The sequence below is a fragment of the Streptomyces sp. NPDC046931 genome (genome assembly GCF_040644655.1).
Classification (GTDB): Bacteria; Actinomycetota; Actinomycetes; order Streptomycetales; family Streptomycetaceae; genus Streptomyces.
In genome coordinates this window covers 196,940-213,640 of sequence record NZ_JBEYWX010000013.1, presented here as the reverse complement: position 1 = coordinate 213,640, position 16,701 = coordinate 196,940, and the positions used below count along the sequence as shown (strand labels likewise).

Below are 16,701 nucleotides of genomic sequence, written 5' to 3'. Positions count from 1 at the left end.
GGTTGATAGGCCGGATCTGGAAGCACGGTAACGTGTGGAGGTGACCGGTACTAATAGGCCGAGGGCTTGTCCTCAGTTGCTCGCGTCCACTGTGTCGGTTCTGAAACCACGAACAACCCCGCGCCCCTTGGTGGGTGCGGCCGGGTTGTCAGTTTCATAGTGTTTCGGTGGTCATAGCGTGAGGGAAACGCCCGGTTACATTCCGAACCCGGAAGCTAAGCCTCACAGCGCCGATGGTACTGCAGGGGGGACCCTGTGGGAGAGTAGGACACCGCCGAACAATTCTTGAGAAAGCCCCCGTGCCATTCGGCACGGGGGCTTTCTGCGTTTTCGGACCGCGGGCGGCGGGCCGGCCCTGACGCTCAGAGCCGGCCCGCCGCCTTCAAGGCGAGGTAGGCGTCCGCCAGTGCCGGCGCAAGATCCTCCGGGGTCGCGTCCACGACGGTGACGCCGTGGCGGCGTAGCTGCTCCGCCGTGCGGGTGCGCTCCGCCTGGGCCCGGGCTGCCGCCGCGGCCTCGTACACCGCATCGACGCTGCCGCGCGCTGTGGCCATCTGGGCGATGTGCGGATCGGCGACCGAGGCGAGCAGCACCGTGTGGCGCTGACTGAGGCGGGTCAGCGCCGGTAGCAGCCCCTCCTCCACGGGTGCCGTCTCGAGTGTGGTCAGCAGGACGATCAAGGAGCGGCGCGGTGCCGTACGGAGCGCCGTGGCCGTCAGTCCTCGGGCGTCCGTTTCGATGAGTTCCGGCTCCAGTGTCGCCATTGCGTCGACCAGGGCCGGCAGCAGCTCACGAGCCGCCCGGCCCTGGACCAGGGCACGTACCCGTCGGTCGTAGGCCAGCAGGTCCACGCGGTCGCCCGCACGGGACGCCAAGGCGGCCAGGAGCAGCGCTGCGTCCATGGAGGCGTCCAGGCGGGGCGCGTCGCCGACCCTTCCGGCGGACGTCCGGCCCGTGTCCAGAACCAGCAGGATGTGGCGGTCGCGCTCGGGCCGCCAGGTGCGTACGGCGACCGTGGTCTGGCGGGCCGTGGCACGCCAGTCGATGGAGCGGGTGTCGTCGCCGGGGACGTAGTCGCGCAGGCTGTCGAACTCCGTGCCCTCGCCTCGGATCAACACGCTGGTCCGGCCGTCCAGTTCACGGAGGCGGGCCAGCTTGGAGGGAAGGTGTTTGCGGCTGGCGAAGGGCGGCAGGACCCGTACCGTCCACGGGACCCTGTGGGTGCCCTGACGGGAGAAGAGGCCGAGGGGGCCGTAGGAGCGGATCGTGACGCGGTCAGCGTGCCGGTCGCCTCGGCGGGTCGGGGTGAGACGGGTCGTGACCCGGCGGCGTTCGCCCGGAGGGACCGTCAGGCGGTGGCGGGACGCGGTCACTTCGGTTCCCGGCTGCCAGCTGCTGGGCGGCCACGCGTCGCGGAGGTGGGCGCGCAGCGGACGGCGGGAGGGGTTGGCGACCGTGAGCGTCACGTCGGCGGCCTCGCCCAGTCGTACGGAGGTGTCGCCGGACCGGCTCAGGCCGAGGCGGCGTACGGGCGCGGCCAGTGCGAAGTCACAGGCGCAGGCCAGGGCGAGTGGGCCGTTGACGGCGAGGATGCCCGTCCAGTCCGGTGACCAGATGCCGACGGGGAGGGTGCCGAGTGCCGCGAGGAGCGCGGCTCGTCCGGTGAGTGCCATCAGCGGGGCACGGGGACGTGGGCGAGGATCGCGTTGATGACGGAGTCCGCGGTCACCCCTTCCATCTCCGCCTCCGGGCGCAATTGCACGCGGTGACGGAGTGTCGGAAGAGCCAGGGCCTTTACATCGTCGGGGATGACGTAGTCACGGCCCGTCAGCCAGGCCCAGGCACGGGAGGTGGCCAGGAGCGCCGTCGCGCCGCGCGGTGACACGCCGAGAGTGAGCGACGGCGACTCGCGGGTGGCGCGGCAGACGTCCACCACGTACGCCGTGATCTCGGGGGAGACCGTCGTCTTGGCGACGGCGGCGCGTGCTGCCTCGAGGTCGACGGCGCTTGCCACCGGGCGTACGCCGGCGGCGCGCAGGTCGCGGGGATTGAAGCCGGCGGCGTGGCGGGTGAGGACGTCGATCTCGTCCTGCCGGGACGGCAGAGGGATCGTCAGTTTGAGCAGGAAGCGGTCCAGTTGGGCTTCCGGGAGCGGGTAGGTGCCCTCGTACTCGACCGGGTTCTGGGTCGCGGCGACCAGGAACGGATCGGGGAGCGGGCGCGGGGTGCCGTCGACCGTGACCTGACGCTCCTCCATGGCTTCGAGGAGGGACGACTGCGTCTTCGGTGGGGTTCGGTTGATCTCGTCAGCGAGCAGCAGATTGGTGAAGACCGGCCCGGGCTGGAAGGAGAACTCCGCGGTCCGCGCGTCGTAGACGAGGGAGCCGGTGACATCGCTCGGCATCAGGTCCGGTGTGAACTGGACGCGTTTGGTGTCGAGTTCGAGGGCGGCGGAGAGGGCGCGGACGAGCAGGGTCTTGGCGACCCCGGGGACTCCTTCGAGGAGCACGTGTCCGCGGCAAAGGAGGGCCACGACGAGACCGGTGACTGCGGGGTCCTGGCCGACCACGGCTTTGGCGATCTCGGCGCGCAGAGCCTCCAGGGAGGCCCGGACGGCGTCCGTATCCCCGGCGTGCCCGGCGTTGTCAGTGGTCGGGTCCATCATGGACGGCGTACCTCTCTTTCGAGGGCGTCGAGTTGGTCGGCGAGTGCGATCAGGGCCGCGTCGTCGCCGGGCGGCGGGCCGAAGAGGAGGGAGTGCAGGGATTGTCCGTCACCGTGGAGGTGGGCGGACAGCGCTGGCAGCAGGGCCTCGGGCGTATGCGCCTGGGCGAGGGGGATTCCCACGAGGGCGGCGAGGCGGGTGCGGGTGGTGGAGCGAAGAGCGGCGGCCGCGCGGTCGCGGGCACGCGCCTTGCGGTAGAGGCGGGCGCGGCCTTCGACGGTTTCGGAGGCGCGGATCGCGACAGGAAGTTTTTCGGGCACGAGCGGGCCCAGCCGGCGTGCCCGCCACAGGGCGGCCAGGGCCGCGGCGATGAAGAGTTGCAGTGTGCCCCAGAGCCAGCCCGAGGGGAGCAGGTCGAAGAAGCTGCGGCGGCCCGAGTCGGTGGCCGAGGTGTCGGAGAGCGAGGGGAGGTACCAGACCAAGTGGGAGCGCGAACCGAGCAGTTGGAGGGCGAGGGAGGCGTTGCCGTGCTCGTCGAGGCGGTTGTTGTAGAAGACGTCGGGCGCGCCGAGGACGACGGTGTCGCCGCTTCCGGATGCGGCCGGGAGCCGCACCAGGGTGGGCAGGCCGTCGCTGGGGTAACAGCGGTCGGCGTGGGCGCCGGCCGTGAGGTAGCGGACCCCGCCGGTGTCGGCGGTGCCCGCGCGCCGGGTGGCGGGAAGCGCGCAGCGGGGACTGAGCAGCGAGTCGAAGCTGGGCGCGGGGTCCGCCGAGACGCCGGGGGCGAGGCCGTCGACGGAGATCTCGGGCGCGATCAGGACCGTCCGTCCGCCGGAGTTCTGCACCGCCTTTTGCAGGCGGCTCTGTTGATGGTGGGTCAGAAGGTCCGGCGCGGCGACCAGAAGCGTGGTGTCGGGGCCGGTGGCGGTGCGCGCCGCGTCGAGGGTGGTGACGACCCGGGTGGAGACACCGCGTTCGGCGAGGAGCGCGGCGACGGCGTGGCTGCCGTAGGGGTCGGCCGAGCGCGGGTCGAGGCGGCCGTGGTGGGCGCTGGAGCGGACCACGGCGATCACGACGGCGGCGACCAGCAGGAGGACGACGGCGAGCAGCAGGCCGCGCGACCGGGTCCACAGCCGGCGGGCGGTGGGCGAGACGGAGGTGGCGGGGAGGGTGGCCTCGGACGTCATCCGGCGGCTCCCGTGGGGGCGTCGGGGGCTGTGGTGGGGGCGCTGTCGGTGAGCTGGGGCCTGGTGCGCTCGAGGTCGTCGTCGAGGTCGGCGAGCCGACGGTACGTTCCTTCGGCCGCGGCCCGGCCGCCGTATGTGACGTCGTCGAAGTCCCGGGCGGCCACCCGCAGTCGGTCCGCGTGGTCGGGGAGTGCGCGGCCGGCCTCGACGGCGGCCTCGTCCGCGGTACGGCCGGGGCGTACGTCGAGCAGGGCGCGTTCCTCCAGCGAGCGGACGACGGCGCGCATGCGTTCCTGGACGGCCTGGCTCCAGTGGCTCTGGGCGGCGTGCGCCTCGGCGGCCGCCCGGTGTTCGGCGGCGCTCTTGGGGCGGTCCTCGAAGAGGGCGGCGGACGAGGTGGGCATGCGGCGTGGGGTACCCAGGCGCCACCACAGGGCCCCGATGAGCGCCAGGACCGCCAGCGCGATGACGAGCAGGCCCACGGAGCCGCCCGGCGCCGCGGACGAGGCGGTGTCGAAGAGGCCGCCGACCCAGTCCCAGAAGGCGTTCAGGGCGCGCTGCAGCAGGCCGGGGTCGCTCTCGTGGTACATCCGCTTGGACAGCTCACGCCGAGCCGCCTCCCGCGCCGGGTCGCGCGGGATCGTGACCGGTGGCTGGTCGCCCGAGCGCCACAGCACCCGCACGGCCTTCCCCACTCCCCCCGTCGGGCTCACCCCATCAGCTCCCCGGTGTGGCGTCGGTGACGGCGACGCCGTAGCCCTGGACGCCGGCGGCGCGGGCCAGGTCGAGGTCGAGGGCCTCGCGGCGGATGCGCTGGTCGATGTAGAGCAGCACGGTCACGCCGGCGCTGATCGGAAAGGTGAGCGTGCTCCCGATCACCGAGCCGACACCGCTGATGATCAGGAACGTCCAGCCGGGGCCGCCTCCGGCGCTGTTGAAGAGGCTGCTCATGCCGTCACCGCTGAGGATGCCGGCGACGACGGCGAAGGGGATGACGACAAGCGCCCCCACGATGCTCGCGATGATCTGGGCGAGCGCCTGAATGCTGCTGACCCGCCACCACGAGCCGCGCATCAGCTTGGCGGAGCGGCTCATCGACGTGCGGATGCTCTGCCTTTCGAGCATCAGCGCGGGCGAGGCGAGCGAGAAACGCATCGTGATCCATATGGCTACCACCGCGGCGCCGAGGCCGCCGAGGAAGGCCAGCGAGATCCCCGCGGCGGTCGCGCCGGCGGCCGCGATGAGGATGCCGGGCACTGTGCCGATGGCGAAGATCACGAGGGCGATGAGCGGCAGCACGAGCGTCAGACCGGCCAGCTTCAGCAGCTGCGGGCGGGCGTCGCGCCAGGCTTCCGCTATGGTCACCGGCTTGCCGAGCACCGCCCGGCTGGTGACGGTCGTGAGCAGGGCGGTCGCCACGATGGTGCCGATCATGGTCACCAGGAAGACCACTCCGGAGCTCAGCAGCACCCCGCCCAGGGCGCGGCCCACCTCGCGGGGGGAGGAACTGGGGTCGCTGAGGGTGTCGGCGGTGGCGCGGTCGTCGAGGACGAGCTTCTGGAACAGGATGGCGACGATCTCCGTGAAGACGGAGACGCCCAGCGTGATGCCGAGGACCGAGCGCCAGTGGGTGCGCATGGTGGAGACCGCGCCGTCGAGGATTTCGCCGACCCCGAGCGGCCGCAGCGGGATCACACCGGGTTTGGCGGCGGCCGGCGGGCCCCAGGCGCCTCCCCAGCCGCCGGGACCGCCGACGGGAGCCCCGTAGCCGCCGGGACCGCCGACGGGAGCCCCGTAGCCGCCGGGACCGCCGGGCGGGGCGCCCCAGCCCGCTCCGGGCGGGGGCGGCGGGACCTGACCGGGAACCTGAGGGTGCGGAGCGCTCCACTGCCCGGGCGGGGGCTGCTCCTTGGACCACTGCGTCGGCGGCTGCGGCTCATCGCCACCGCCCTGGTCCGAGGGCTGCTGCGGGGGCTGCACACCGGTGGCGTCCGGCTGCGTCCCCTCGGAGGGGGCAGATCCGGGCGAAGCCCAGCCCGGAGTGTCGTTCATCGTCGCTCCTTCACGGTGCCCGCTCCGCGGATGCGGCGGCGAGTTGGCAGACATCGTGCCACGCTGTGTCCGGCGGGGGACCAGGGGTGGTGTGGGCTGTACACCTTCAATTGTCGGCCGGGTACGGGGCAGACTGACCGCATGGCTGATCAGTACGCGCGTGCAGGCGAGGACAAGCAGTCGACGGAGACACCCGTGATCCGCTGGGAGGAGCCGCCCGAAGGGCCCGTACTGGTCCTTCTCGACCAGCGGAGACTGCCGGCCGAGGAGGTCGAGCTCGTGTGCACGGACGCGTCCGCGCTGGTGGACGCGGTCCGCACGCTGGCCGTGCGGGGAGCGCCGCTGCTCGGGATCGCCGGGGCGTACGGTGTCGCGCTCGCCGCGGCGCGTGGCTTCGACGTGGACGAGGCCGCCACCGCGCTGGAGGGCGCCCGGCCGACCGCGGTGAACCTCGCCGTCGGCGTGCGCAGGGCCCAGGCGGCGTACCGGGCCACGGCCGCCGGCGGCGGTGATCGGCGGCAGGCCGCCGAGGCGACGCTGGCCGCGGCGCGCGCCCTGCACCGGGAGGACGCCGAGGCCAGCGCACGGATGGCACGGCACGGTCTGGCGCTGCTGGACGAGCTGCTGCCCGGGGGCGGGCACCGGGTGCTGACCCACTGCAACACCGGGGCGCTGGTGTCCGGGGGTGAGGGCACGGCGTTCGCGGTGGCGCTGGCGGCCCACCGGGCGGGGCGGCTGCGCAGGCTGTGGGTGGACGAGACGCGGCCTTTGCTGCAAGGTGCTCGCTTGACGGCGTACGAGGCGGCCCGCAACGGGATGGCGTACACCTTGCTCACGGACAACGCGGCCGGTTCCCTGTTCGCGGCGGGCGAGGTGGATGCCGTGCTGATCGGGGCGGACCGGATCGCGGCCGACGGTTCGGTGGCGAACAAGGTGGGGAGCTATCCGCTCGCCGTTCTGGCCAGGTACCACCATGTGCCGTTCATCGTGGTGGCCCCGGTGACGACGGTGGATCCAGGCACGCCCGACGGGGCGTCCATCGAGGTGGAACAGCGGCCCGGGCACGAGGTGACGGAGGTCACCGCGCCCCGGGTACCGGTGGCGGGAGCGGAAGCGGGAGGCGGGATACCGGTGGCACCCCTGGGAACCCAGGCGTACAACCCGGCGTTCGATGTGACGCCGCCCGAGTTGGTGACGGCGATCGTCACCGAAGAGGGCGTCGTCTCTCCTGTGACGGCCGATGCACTCGCTGCGCTGTGTGACAGGTCACGCCAGGTAACAATTTAGTTAATGGGATGATGTGGTCCATGAAGGGACGAGTCCTTGTCGTCGACGACGACACCGCACTGGCCGAGATGCTCGGCATCGTGCTGCGTGGTGAAGGTTTTGAGCCGTCTTTCGTAGCTGACGGCGACAAGGCGCTGGCCGCTTTCCGCGAGACCAGGCCCGACCTGGTGCTGCTCGACCTGATGCTGCCCGGTCGGGACGGCATCGAGGTGTGCCGCCTGATCAGGGCGGAGTCCGGCGTGCCGATCGTGATGCTCACCGCCAAGAGCGACACCGTGGACGTGGTGGTCGGCCTCGAGTCGGGTGCGGACGACTACATCGTCAAGCCGTTCAAGCCGAAGGAGCTGGTGGCCCGGATCCGGGCGCGGCTGCGCAGGTCCGAGGAGCCGGCGCCGGAGCAGCTCGCCATCGGCGACCTGGTCATCGACGTGGCCGGTCACTCGGTGAAGCGGGACGGTCAGTCGATCGCGCTGACGCCCCTGGAGTTCGATCTGCTGGTGGCGCTGGCGCGCAAGCCGTGGCAGGTGTTCACCCGTGAGGTCCTGCTCGAGCAGGTCTGGGGCTATCGCCACGCGGCGGACACCCGTCTCGTCAACGTGCACGTCCAGCGGCTGCGCTCCAAGGTCGAGAAGGATCCGGAAAGGCCGGAAATCGTGGTGACCGTCCGTGGCGTCGGTTACAAGGCCGGACCGAGCTGACGTGCCGGGGGACAGTGCCGCTTCGGCCCCCGGTCGCCCGGTGGCCCGCCCGGAGCGGCCTGTCGGACGGCGCACGGCGGGCTCCGGGTGGGAACGGTTCTTCGAGGGCGGGTTGCTCCAGGGCGGAGTCCAGGGCAGCCCGGTCCTCCGGCTCGTCATGCGCTGGGTGCGCCGTCCGCTGCTGCCGGTGATGCGGCTGTGGCGGCGCAACATCCAGCTAAAGATCGTCGTGACGACGCTGCTGATGTCCCTGGGCGTCGTGCTGCTGCTGGGCTTCGTCGTCATCGGGCAGGTGCGCAACGGTCTGCTGGACGCCAAGGTGAAGGCGTCCCAGAGCCAGGCCGTCGGCGGCTTCACGGTCGCCGGGCAGAAGGCGGACAGCGCGGCCAGCGCGAGCGGCGGCGACGACAACGCGGGCACGGGCAACAACCCGGTGCAGAACGTCAGCGGGTGGATGAGCGACCTCGTCGAGTCGCTGTCCAGTGGCGGCCAGGGCGCCTTCGACGTGGTCACGCTCAGTACCACCGTCGTGGACAGCGGCGACAACCGTGGCTTCGGGCCCCGCGCGTCGGGTGATGTGGACCCCAACCTGAGCGTGCCGGAGGCCCTGCGCCGGCGCGTCGGTGCCGGCATGGGCGTGGCGCAGAGCTACACCCGCATCGTCTACACCGACAGCGACCGCGATCCGCAGCCGGCGCTCATCATCGGCAAGCAGATCAACGACCCGAACGGGCACCCCTACCAGCTGTACTACCTCTTCCCGCTCACCCAGGAGGAGAAGTCGCTCAGCCTGGTCAAGGGGACGCTGGCGACCGCGGGGCTGTTCGTCGTCGTGCTCCTCGGGGCCATCGCCTGGCTGGTGGTGCGCCAGGTCGTCACCCCCGTACGGATGGCGGCGGGCATCGCCGAGCGGCTGTCCGCCGGGCATCTGCAGGAACGTATGAAGGTCACCGGCGAGGACGACATCGCACGCCTGGGCGAGGCCTTCAACAAGATGGCGCAGAACCTCCAGTTGAAGATCCAGCAGCTGGAGGATCTGTCGAGGATGCAGCGGCGGTTCGTGTCGGACGTGTCGCACGAGCTGCGTACGCCGCTGACGACCGTGCGGATGGCGGCCGACGTCATCCATGAGGCCCGCGTCGACTTCGACCCGGTGACCGCGCGGTCCGCCGAGCTGCTCGCCGACCAGCTGGACCGTTTCGAGTCGCTGCTCGCGGACCTGTTGGAGATCAGCCGTTTCGACGCGGGCGCGGCGGCTCTGGAGGCCGAGCCGATCGACCTGCGCGAGGTCGTGCGGCGGGTGGTGAGCGGAGCCGAGCCGCTTGCCGAGCGCAAGGGGACGCAGATACGCGTCGTCGGCGACCAGCAGCCCGTTGTCGCGGAGGCCGATGCCCGGCGTGTGGAGCGGGTGCTGCGCAACCTCGTCGTCAACGCGGTCGAGCACGGTGAGGGCAAGGACGTCGTCGTCAAGCTCGCCGCGGCGGGTGGCGCGGTGGCGATCGCGGTGCGGGACTACGGCGTGGGGCTCAAGCCGGGCGAGGCGACCCGGGTGTTCAGCCGGTTCTGGCGGGCGGACCCGGCACGCGCGCGTACCACCGGCGGTACGGGCCTGGGGCTGTCCATCGCCCTGGAGGACGCCCGGCTGCACGGAGGCTGGCTCCAGGCGTGGGGCGAGCCGGGAGGCGGTTCGCAGTTCCGGCTGACGCTGCCGCGGACCGCGGACGAGCCGCTGCGGGGCTCCCCGATACCCCTGGAGCCCATGGACTCGCGGCGCAACCGCGGGCTGAACGACGCCGGGCTGCCCCAGGGCGGCTCGGGCAAGCTCGCCACGGTTCCCGCACAGGCGACGGGCGAGCGGGCCCCGATCGCGCCGAGAATGGCAGCCGTGACGCCCACGGCCGACCCGACCGCGCTGCCGGGCAACGGCGCGCGGGTGGTGCCGCGGCCCACCGGTGCCGTGCGGCACCGGGAGGACAGCACACAGGACCCGTCGCGGGGCGACGGGCCGCACGAGTGAAGTGAGCAAGGGGAGGCAATCCGTGGGCGCTGTGGGGGGCGGACGGCGGCGTGTGCCGCGCACCGGCGTGTTCGTCGGCTGTGGTGCCGTGCTGCTGGCCGGGTGCGCCTCGATGCCGGACAGCGGGGATCTGCGCGGGGTCGAGTCGACGCCCCGGCAGGACCCCCAGGTCCGCGTGTTCGCGATGCCGCCGCGCGAGAACTCCGGGCCCGAGGAGATAGTGCAGGGCTTCCTGGAGGCGCTGACCAGTGACGACCCGCAGTACGAGACGGCCCGCAAGTATCTGACCGCCGGGGCGTCGCGCAGATGGCGCCCGGACCTGTCCACCACCGTGCTGTCCGACGGACCGAACCCGGTGCCTCAGCACAGGAGCCGGGAGGCGGCCGACGACTACTCATACACGCTGACGGGCAGCAAGTTCGCCGTCGTGGACGGCCAGCACGCGTACACGCCGGTCTCGGGCACGTACGGCAGGACGGTGCACCTCACGCTGGACAAGAAGACCGACCAGTGGCGCATCGACTCGCTGCCGCAGGGCGTGATCATGGGCCGGTCCGACTTCCAGCGCAACTATGTGTCGGTCAACAAGTACTACTACGCCTCGAACGTGCCCGCCGCGGAGGGCGGACAGCTGAGGACCGTCGCCGACCCCGTGTATGTGCGCAGCAAGGTCGACGCCGTCACCTCGACGGTCCGGGCGCTGCTGAAGGGCCCCACACGCTGGCTGGACCCCGTGGCGACCTCGAGCTTCCCCTCGGGGATCGCGCTCGGGAAGGGTGTCACCTCGCTGTCGCCCGACGACCAGAACAAGCTGACGGTGCCGCTCAACGACAAGGCCGACCGGGTCGGGCGGACGCAGTGCTCGCGGATGGCGGCGCAGCTGCTGTTCACGCTGCAGGACCTGACACCGACCGGCGTGACCCAGGTCGAGCTGCGGCGCTCCGACGGCAGGAAGCTGTGCGAGCTCAACGAGAGCCGGGCCGAGATCATCGCCTCCCACGGCACGGCCAGGCGGCCCGAGTACGAGTACTTCGTCGACGGCAAGCAGCGGCTGGTCCGCCTGGGCGGCAGTGGCTCCAATCAGTTCACCCCGGTGCCGGGGGCTCTGGGTGAGGGGAACAGGAAGCTGCGTGCGGCCGCCGTGGCGCGTGACGAGGACAGGGCGGCCGGGGTCTCGTTCGACGGGCAGAGTCTGTACGTCGTGCCGCTGGTGGCGGGTGCCCCGCTGGGGAACACGGTGCTGACCAGCCGGGGCCTGTCCGAGAACGACCGGCTGACGACCCCGAGCTGGGACGGCGCGGGCGACCTGTGGGTGGCCGACCGCGACCCGAAGAACCCCCGGCTGGTGATGCTGGAGCAGGGCGCCGGCCAGCCGATCGAGGTGCGCACACCGGACCTCGACGGGCGCATCGAGGCGGTGCGGGTGGCGGCCGACGGTGTGCGGATCGCGCTCATCGTGGAGAAGGACGGCAAGACGTCCCTGCAGATCGGTCGCATCGACCGGGAGACCGGGGCCGATGGGCGGCCCGCCGTGTCGATCTCCGCACTGCGTTCCGTCACTCCCCAGTTGGAGGAGGTCACGGCCATGTCGTGGGCCGGGGACAGCCGGCTCGTGGTGGTGGGACGCGAGTCGGGCGGGGTGCAGCAGATGCGCTACGTGCAGGTCGACGGCTCCATGCCGGCGGGCAACGCGCCGCCCTCGCCGACCGGGGTGAAGCAGATCGCGGCGTCGGAGGACGAGCGGCTGCCGCTGGTGGCGTACTCGGAGGACGGGATCGTACGGCTGTCGTCCGGGGCGCAGTGGCAGAAGGTCGTGAAGGCGGGGACGGCTCCGGTCTATCCGGGGTGAGCCGTCCCCGGCGTGCCGGGGCCCGGCGGGGAGGTGGAGTTTTCCACAGGCCTGGCGGGCCGCCTTCGGCCTTGCCACAGTGGTGGTCATGCGGGGGTGGTGGCACGACCTCACCGATCTGGTGCTGCCGGCCGAGTGCGGAGGCTGCGGGAGGCCGCGCACGGTGCTCTGCCCGGAGTGCCGAGCGGCCCTTCACGGGACCGCACCGCGGCGGGTGCGTCCGGTCCCGGAGCCGGCGGGGCTGCCCTCGGTGCATGCGGCGGCTCCCTACGCGGGCGCGGTGCGCGCCATGCTCCTGGCCCACAAGGAGCGGGGCGTCCTGACCCTCGCGAGACCGCTGGGTACGGCGCTGGCCGGAGCCGTACGGGCGGGGCTGGGCGAGGCCGGGTCCCGTGCCGTCGTTCGCCGGCAGGCCGAAGGCGCGGTGCGGGAAGGCGGTCGGCCGCCTGTGCTGCTGGTGCCCGTGCCCTCCGCGCGTCGGGCCGTGCGGGCGAGGGGGCACGATCCCACGCGGCGGATCGCGCTCGCGGCCGCGGGGGAGCTGCGCCGGACGGGGACGGTGGCCCGGGTGGTGGCCGTGCTGCGGCAGCGGCGGGCGGTGGCCGACCAGTCGGGGCTCGACGCCCGGCAGCGGCTGGACAACCTGGCAGGAGCGCTGGAGGTGGCCGAAGGGGGCGCGCGGCTGCTGGCCGACGGTCCGGTGGTCCTCGTCGACGACCTGATGACGACGGGAGCCTCGCTGGCGGAGGCGGCGCGCGCGGTACGGGCGGCGGTGGGGCACCCTCGAAGGAGGGACACGGAGGTGTATGCGCGCGCGGCAGGGGAAGCAAGGGGGGAACGAAGAACAGTGGAGACGATGGCAGTGGCGTCCCGAAGCCGGTTGTTCCCGGGAATGCCCGCTGCTCTCGGCGTCGAGGAAGGGATCCGCGCGGCCGTGATCGCCGTGTCGCCGGGTTCCTTCGAAATCAACCGGAACTGACTGGCAACTTACGTCGTTGCAGGTAATGAGCAGGTCAATTCACCGGAACGGAGGTACGCCGCAGTAGAGGGTGACGACATCCGGCCGGGCGAGATATGTTCGGTTGTGAGAGAAAGGCGCAGGCCATCCCTCACTTATCCGAATGCCGTGCTGCGGGCTTTCTGTAATCACCCGCAGCGGTGGGATGGAGATCTCGCCCACGGGGGAGGAGGAGGTGGAAGTCACCGAGTCCGTGGCTCCGGAGCTCACCGGAGCCTGGTGCACAAGGGAGATGCTCCGCCGGGAATGCGGAGCGATCCGGGAACGGAGTTCTGCGTGGACATCGTCGTCAAGGGCCGCAAGACCGAGGTGCCCGAGCGGTTCCGGAAGCACGTGGCCGAGAAGCTGAAGCTGGACAAGATCCAGAAGCTGGATGCCAAGGTGATCAGCCTCGACGTCGAGGTGTCCAAGGAGCCCAACCCCCGACAGGCCGACCGTTCCGATCGAGTGGAGATCACCCTCCGCTCCCGCGGTCCGGTGATTCGGGCGGAAGCAGCGGCCAGCGATCCTTACGCGGCACTCGACCTGGCGGCGGAGAAACTCGAGGCGCGACTGCGCAAGGAGCACGACAAGCGCCACACTCGCCGCGGGGTCCGCAGGCTCACGGCAGCCGAGGTGCCCGACCACGTCCCGGGTGCCGCGATCCTCAACGGCAACGGCCTCCTCGTGCACGAGGAGCCGGAGGTGCCGACCAAGAAGATCGGATCGCTCGAGGTGAAGGGTGAAGGCCCCCTCGTCGTCCGCGAGAAGACACATGTCGCGTCGCCGATGTCGCTCGACCAGGCCCTCTACGAGATGGAGCTGGTGGGGCACGACTTCTATCTGTTCGTCGACTCCGAGACGAAGCAACCCAGTGTCGTCTACCGCCGGCACGCCTATGACTACGGCGTGATCCACCTGAGCACCGACCAGATGGTGGCTCAGGCGCAGTCGGTGACGGCAGGCGGAGCGCTCGGCGGCTGACCCGCCGGGTGACGGCTGTACCGGTGTGCCCCTGGGGGAGCCTGTGCGCCCCCGGGGGCATCGGTGTGCGGCCATTTCTCGCCGCGCACTGTCACCTGGTGGTGGCCCGGGCATGGAATCATGGCCGCAACGGCCCAATCGGTGGGCCGTTGCCTTGGGTTGGCGATGGCCCCGGACCACAGGCCACAGCCTTCAGGGGGAGGAACGATGGCGGACAGCTTCGGACCGATGCAGGACGAGGATGCCGACGACGGCGTCGCCGGCATGGGCCCGGAGGCGGGCTGTGCGGGCGACGAGCCCATCCGCGTCCTCGTCGTGGACGACCACGCGCTCTTCCGCCGCGGACTGGAGATCGTGCTGGCCGCCGAAGAGGACATCCAGGTCGTCGGCGAGGCGGGAGACGGTGCGGAGGCGGTCGACAAGGCGGCCGATCTGCTGCCCGACATCGTGCTGATGGACGTGCGGATGCCCAAGCGGGGCGGGATCGAGGCCTGCACCTCCATCAAGGAGGTGGCACCCAGCGCCAAGATCATCATGCTGACGATCAGCGACGAAGAGGCCGATCTCTACGACGCGATCAAGGCGGGCGCGACCGGCTACCTCCTCAAGGAGATCTCCACGGACGAGGTGGCCACGGCCATTCGCGCGGTCGCCGACGGACAGTCGCAGATCAGCCCCTCCATGGCATCGAAACTCCTCACCGAGTTCAAGTCGATGATCCAGCGGACCGACGAGCGCCGGCTGGTCCCGGCCCCGCGGCTCACCGACCGCGAACTGGAGGTCCTCAAGCTCGTCGCCACCGGAATGAACAACCGGGACATCGCCAAGGAACTGTTCATTTCCGAGAACACCGTGAAGAACCATGTGCGCAACATCCTGGAGAAGCTGCAACTGCACTCCAGGATGGAGGCCGTGGTCTACGCGATGCGGGAGAAGATCCTCGAGATCCGCTAGTCCGGGGGCACGATCCGCTGGTCCGAGAGGCGCGCCCGCGGCGAGCTGCCGTGTCAGTCCAGGGTTCGCGCCAGCTCCCCGATCAGCGCCTCACGCAGGGCCGGGGCGTCCACCCGCTCCACGCGTACGTTCGTGCACTCCACCCAGGACGCCGCCTCCAGCAGGGCCTGGGCCACCGCCGGGACCGCCCGGGAGTCCTCCAGCGTGACCTGCTTCGCGACCAGTGTCCCGCCCTCGCGCGCCGGGTCCACACGGCCGACCAGCCGGCCGCCGGCGAGCACCGGCATCGCGAAGTAGCCGTAGACGCGCTTCGGCTTGGGGACGTAGGCCTCCAGGCGGTGGGTGAAGCCGAAGATCCGCTCCGTGCGGGCCCGCTCCCAGACCAGGGAGTCGAAGGGCGACAGCAGCGTCGTACGGTGGCGGCCGCGCGGCGGGGCCGCGAGCGCCGCCGGATCCGCCCACGCCGGTCTGCCCCAGCCCTCGACCGTCACCGGGACCAGGCCCGAGTCCGCGATCACCGCATCGACCTGCTCGCCCTTGAGGCGGTGGTAGTCCGCTATGTCCGCGCGTGTGCCGACGCCGAGGGACTGACCGGCGAGGCGCACCAGACGACGCAGGCACTCGGAGTCGTCCAGCTCGTCGTGGAGCAGAGCCGGCGGGACGGCGCGCTCGGCGAGGTCGTACACACGCTTCCAGCCGCGGCGCTCGACACACACCACCTCGCCGTACATCAGGGCGCGCTCCACCGCGACCTTCGTGCCGGACCAGTCCCACCACTCGCTGGTCCGCTTCGCACCGCCCAGGTCCGTGGCCGTCAGCGGGCCCTCGGCGCGCAGCTGCTTGATCACCTGGTCGTAGGCGCCGTCCGGGAGCTCGTGGTTCCAGTGCGGGCGGGAGCGGTAGGCACGGCGACGGAAGGCGAAGTGGGGCCACTCCTCGATCGGGAGGATGCAGGCGGCATGGGACCAGTACTCGAAGGCGTGGGGGGACGCGGCCTGGCCGGCGGGCGACGACGTCCAGTACGCCGCGTCCACCGCCTTGCGGCCTATCGCGCCCAGGCGGGCGTACGGAATGAGTTCGTGGGAGCGGGCGAGGACCGAGATGGTGTCGAGCTGGACCGCGCCGAGGTGGCGCAGAACCCCGCGGACGCCGGCCTTTCGGTCGGGGGCCCCGAGGAAGCCCTGGGCCCGCAGGGCGATGCGGCGGGCTTCGTCGGCGGTCAGTTCGGCGGCGGGACGCGGCAGACTCGGCATGGTCACACCGTAGGGTGCGCCACTGACAACGCCGGGCGGCCCCCGTGTCCCGGCACACGGCACGGCGGGCGACTGTGACGTCCGGCACGGCACGCGGTGCGCCGGGCCGGCCACCGCAGCCGGCTATACCGGCCGGGACGGTGCCGGCAGATAGGGCGCCGCCGACGGCAGGCCCAGGTCGGACGGCAGGAGCGAGCCCACCCAGCAGTCCCGGCGGACCCCCTTGTTGTTGACCGCGGCGCGCAGGACGCCCTCGACGACGAAGCCCGCGCGTTCCGCGACCGCGCGCGATCCCGCGTTGCCGACCTCGGCACGCCACTCCAGGCGGTCGATCGACAGGTGCGTGAAGGCCCAGCGGGCCGCCGCGAGGGTCGCCTCCACGATGTAGCCGTTGCCCCGGTGTTCCTTCGCCGTCCAGAAGCCCACCTCGGCGACGCCCAGGGAGCGCATCGTCAGGCTCAGCATGCTCACCAGCTCCCCGGAGGGCAGGAACACACCGAATGTGAACATCGAGGCGTCGGCCCAGCCGTCGGGCGCCATCTGCCCGACGAACACCTCCGCGTGCTCGCGCAGATACGGCGACGGAATCGTGGTCCAGCGCTGGATCTCGGGGTCCTGGGCGGCCGCGAACACCGCGTCGGTGTCCTGCGGGCCCACGGGACGCAGCAGCAGGCGTTCGGTGGTCAGGGTGACGGGGTCCATCGCCCGATTCTGCTCGGCTCCCCGCCCCGCCGCCACGACATTTCGTGCCCCGGCCG

Annotated in this window: 14 protein-coding genes and 2 rRNA genes; 9 read left to right on the top strand and 7 right to left on the bottom strand. The window is 71.7% G+C overall.

Features of this window, described 5'->3' with window-relative positions:
* A 23S ribosomal RNA gene (locus ABZ876_RS23180) occupies nt 1–74 on the top strand; the annotation flags it as partial.
* A gap of 89 nt (nt 75–163) precedes the next feature.
* Nucleotides 164–280 (top strand): 5S ribosomal RNA (gene rrf, locus ABZ876_RS23175).
* An 82-nt stretch (nt 281–362) separates the two neighbouring features.
* Here rrf and ABZ876_RS23170 read toward each other — a convergent pair.
* Genes ABZ876_RS23170 through ABZ876_RS23150 form a run of 5 tightly spaced genes read right to left on the bottom strand, consistent with a single transcriptional unit; the run spans nt 363 to nt 5,904 of the window.
* Nucleotides 363–1,673 carry a DUF58 domain-containing protein gene (locus tag ABZ876_RS23170; protein WP_361784250.1) on the bottom strand — a complete coding sequence of 437 codons (1,311 nt, stop codon included), beginning with the start codon at nt 1,671–1,673 and terminating at the stop codon, nt 363–365.
* Complete coding sequence (locus ABZ876_RS23165; RefSeq protein WP_361784247.1) at nt 1,673–2,662, bottom strand: MoxR family ATPase; 990 nt, start codon at nt 2,660–2,662, stop codon at nt 1,673–1,675. Before ABZ876_RS23165 ends, ABZ876_RS23170 begins: the two co-directional genes overlap by 1 nt.
* On the bottom strand, nt 2,662–3,852 hold the full coding sequence (locus ABZ876_RS23160; protein WP_361784244.1) for a DUF4350 domain-containing protein: 1,191 nt from the start codon (nt 3,850–3,852) through the stop codon (nt 2,662–2,664). Before ABZ876_RS23160 ends, ABZ876_RS23165 begins: the two co-directional genes overlap by 1 nt.
* Entirely contained in the window at nt 3,849–4,565 is a 717-nt protein-coding gene (locus ABZ876_RS23155) for a DUF4129 domain-containing protein (protein ID WP_361784241.1), read from the bottom strand. The genes ABZ876_RS23160 and ABZ876_RS23155 overlap by 4 nt, the downstream gene beginning before the upstream one ends.
* Nucleotides 4,566–4,569: 4 nt before the next feature.
* Nucleotides 4,570–5,904, bottom strand: coding sequence for a hypothetical protein (locus tag ABZ876_RS23150; RefSeq protein ID WP_361784238.1), 1,335 nt, complete (start codon nt 5,902–5,904; stop codon nt 4,570–4,572).
* Between the two features lie 141 nt (nt 5,905–6,045).
* Between ABZ876_RS23150 and mtnA the strand changes: the two genes are divergently transcribed.
* The 7 genes from mtnA to ABZ876_RS23115 all read left to right on the top strand — a co-directional run bounded on the left by mtnA (nt 6,046) and on the right by ABZ876_RS23115 (nt 14,690).
* Nucleotides 6,046–7,191, top strand: a complete 1,146-nt coding sequence (gene mtnA, locus ABZ876_RS23145; RefSeq protein ID WP_361784235.1) for an S-methyl-5-thioribose-1-phosphate isomerase — start codon at nt 6,046–6,048, stop codon at nt 7,189–7,191.
* 8 nt (nt 7,192–7,199) lie between these two features.
* Nucleotides 7,200–7,889 carry a two-component system response regulator MtrA gene (gene mtrA / locus ABZ876_RS23140; RefSeq protein WP_361784232.1) on the top strand — a complete coding sequence of 230 codons (690 nt, stop codon included), beginning with the start codon at nt 7,200–7,202 and terminating at the stop codon, nt 7,887–7,889.
* Nucleotide 7,890: 1 nt separating this feature from the next.
* Nucleotides 7,891–9,906, top strand: coding sequence for an MtrAB system histidine kinase MtrB (gene mtrB, locus ABZ876_RS23135; protein WP_361784229.1), 2,016 nt, complete (start codon nt 7,891–7,893; stop codon nt 9,904–9,906).
* Nucleotides 9,907–9,928: 22 nt separating this feature from the next.
* Complete coding sequence (locus ABZ876_RS23130) at nt 9,929–11,755, top strand: LpqB family beta-propeller domain-containing protein (protein ID WP_361784226.1); 1,827 nt, start codon at nt 9,929–9,931, stop codon at nt 11,753–11,755.
* Nucleotides 11,756–11,843: 88 nt separating this feature from the next.
* Complete coding sequence (locus ABZ876_RS23125) at nt 11,844–12,734, top strand: ComF family protein (protein WP_361784223.1); 891 nt, start codon at nt 11,844–11,846, stop codon at nt 12,732–12,734.
* Nucleotides 12,735–13,019: 285 nt separating this feature from the next.
* A complete protein-coding gene (raiA, locus tag ABZ876_RS23120) occupies nt 13,020–13,736 on the top strand; it encodes a ribosome-associated translation inhibitor RaiA (RefSeq protein ID WP_361784220.1) in 717 nt (238 codons plus the stop codon).
* A 207-nt stretch (nt 13,737–13,943) separates the two neighbouring features.
* Nucleotides 13,944–14,690: a response regulator transcription factor gene (locus ABZ876_RS23115; RefSeq protein WP_361784217.1), complete on the top strand. Its 747-nt coding sequence runs from the start codon at nt 13,944–13,946 to the stop codon at nt 14,688–14,690.
* Nucleotides 14,691–14,743: 53 nt separating this feature from the next.
* Here ABZ876_RS23115 and ABZ876_RS23110 read toward each other — a convergent pair whose 3' ends face one another.
* A complete protein-coding gene (locus ABZ876_RS23110; RefSeq protein WP_361784214.1) occupies nt 14,744–15,943 on the bottom strand; it encodes a crosslink repair DNA glycosylase YcaQ family protein in 1,200 nt (399 codons plus the stop codon).
* Between the two features lie 123 nt (nt 15,944–16,066).
* Complete coding sequence (locus tag ABZ876_RS23105) at nt 16,067–16,645, bottom strand: GNAT family N-acetyltransferase (protein ID WP_361784211.1); 579 nt, start codon at nt 16,643–16,645, stop codon at nt 16,067–16,069.
* Nucleotides 16,646–16,701 lie beyond the last annotated feature (56 nt).

Bases quoted from the DNA above. Each gene is read 5' to 3' on its own strand.
- ABZ876_RS23165 (WP_361784247.1), bottom strand. From the start codon at position 2,662: ATGGACCCGACCACTGACAACGCCGGGCACGCCGGGGATACGGACGCC.
- ABZ876_RS23160 (WP_361784244.1), bottom strand. From the start codon at position 3,852: ATGACGTCCGAGGCCACCCTCCCCGCCACCTCCGTCTCGCCCACCGCC.
- mtnA (WP_361784235.1), top strand. From the start codon at position 6,046: ATGGCTGATCAGTACGCGCGTGCAGGCGAGGACAAGCAGTCGACGGAG.
- ABZ876_RS23115 (WP_361784217.1), top strand. From the start codon at position 13,944: ATGGCGGACAGCTTCGGACCGATGCAGGACGAGGATGCCGACGACGGC.
- ABZ876_RS23105 (WP_361784211.1), bottom strand. From the start codon at position 16,645: ATGGACCCCGTCACCCTGACCACCGAACGCCTGCTGCTGCGTCCCGTG.
- ABZ876_RS23170 (WP_361784250.1), bottom strand. From the start codon at position 1,673: ATGGCACTCACCGGACGAGCCGCGCTCCTCGCGGCACTCGGCACCCTC.
- ABZ876_RS23110 (WP_361784214.1), bottom strand. From the start codon at position 15,943: ATGCCGAGTCTGCCGCGTCCCGCCGCCGAACTGACCGCCGACGAAGCC.
- raiA (WP_361784220.1), top strand. From the start codon at position 13,020: ATGCGGAGCGATCCGGGAACGGAGTTCTGCGTGGACATCGTCGTCAAG.
- ABZ876_RS23125 (WP_361784223.1), top strand. From the start codon at position 11,844: ATGCGGGGGTGGTGGCACGACCTCACCGATCTGGTGCTGCCGGCCGAG.
- ABZ876_RS23150 (WP_361784238.1), bottom strand. From the start codon at position 5,904: ATGAACGACACTCCGGGCTGGGCTTCGCCCGGATCTGCCCCCTCCGAG.
- mtrA (WP_361784232.1), top strand. From the start codon at position 7,200: ATGATGTGGTCCATGAAGGGACGAGTCCTTGTCGTCGACGACGACACC.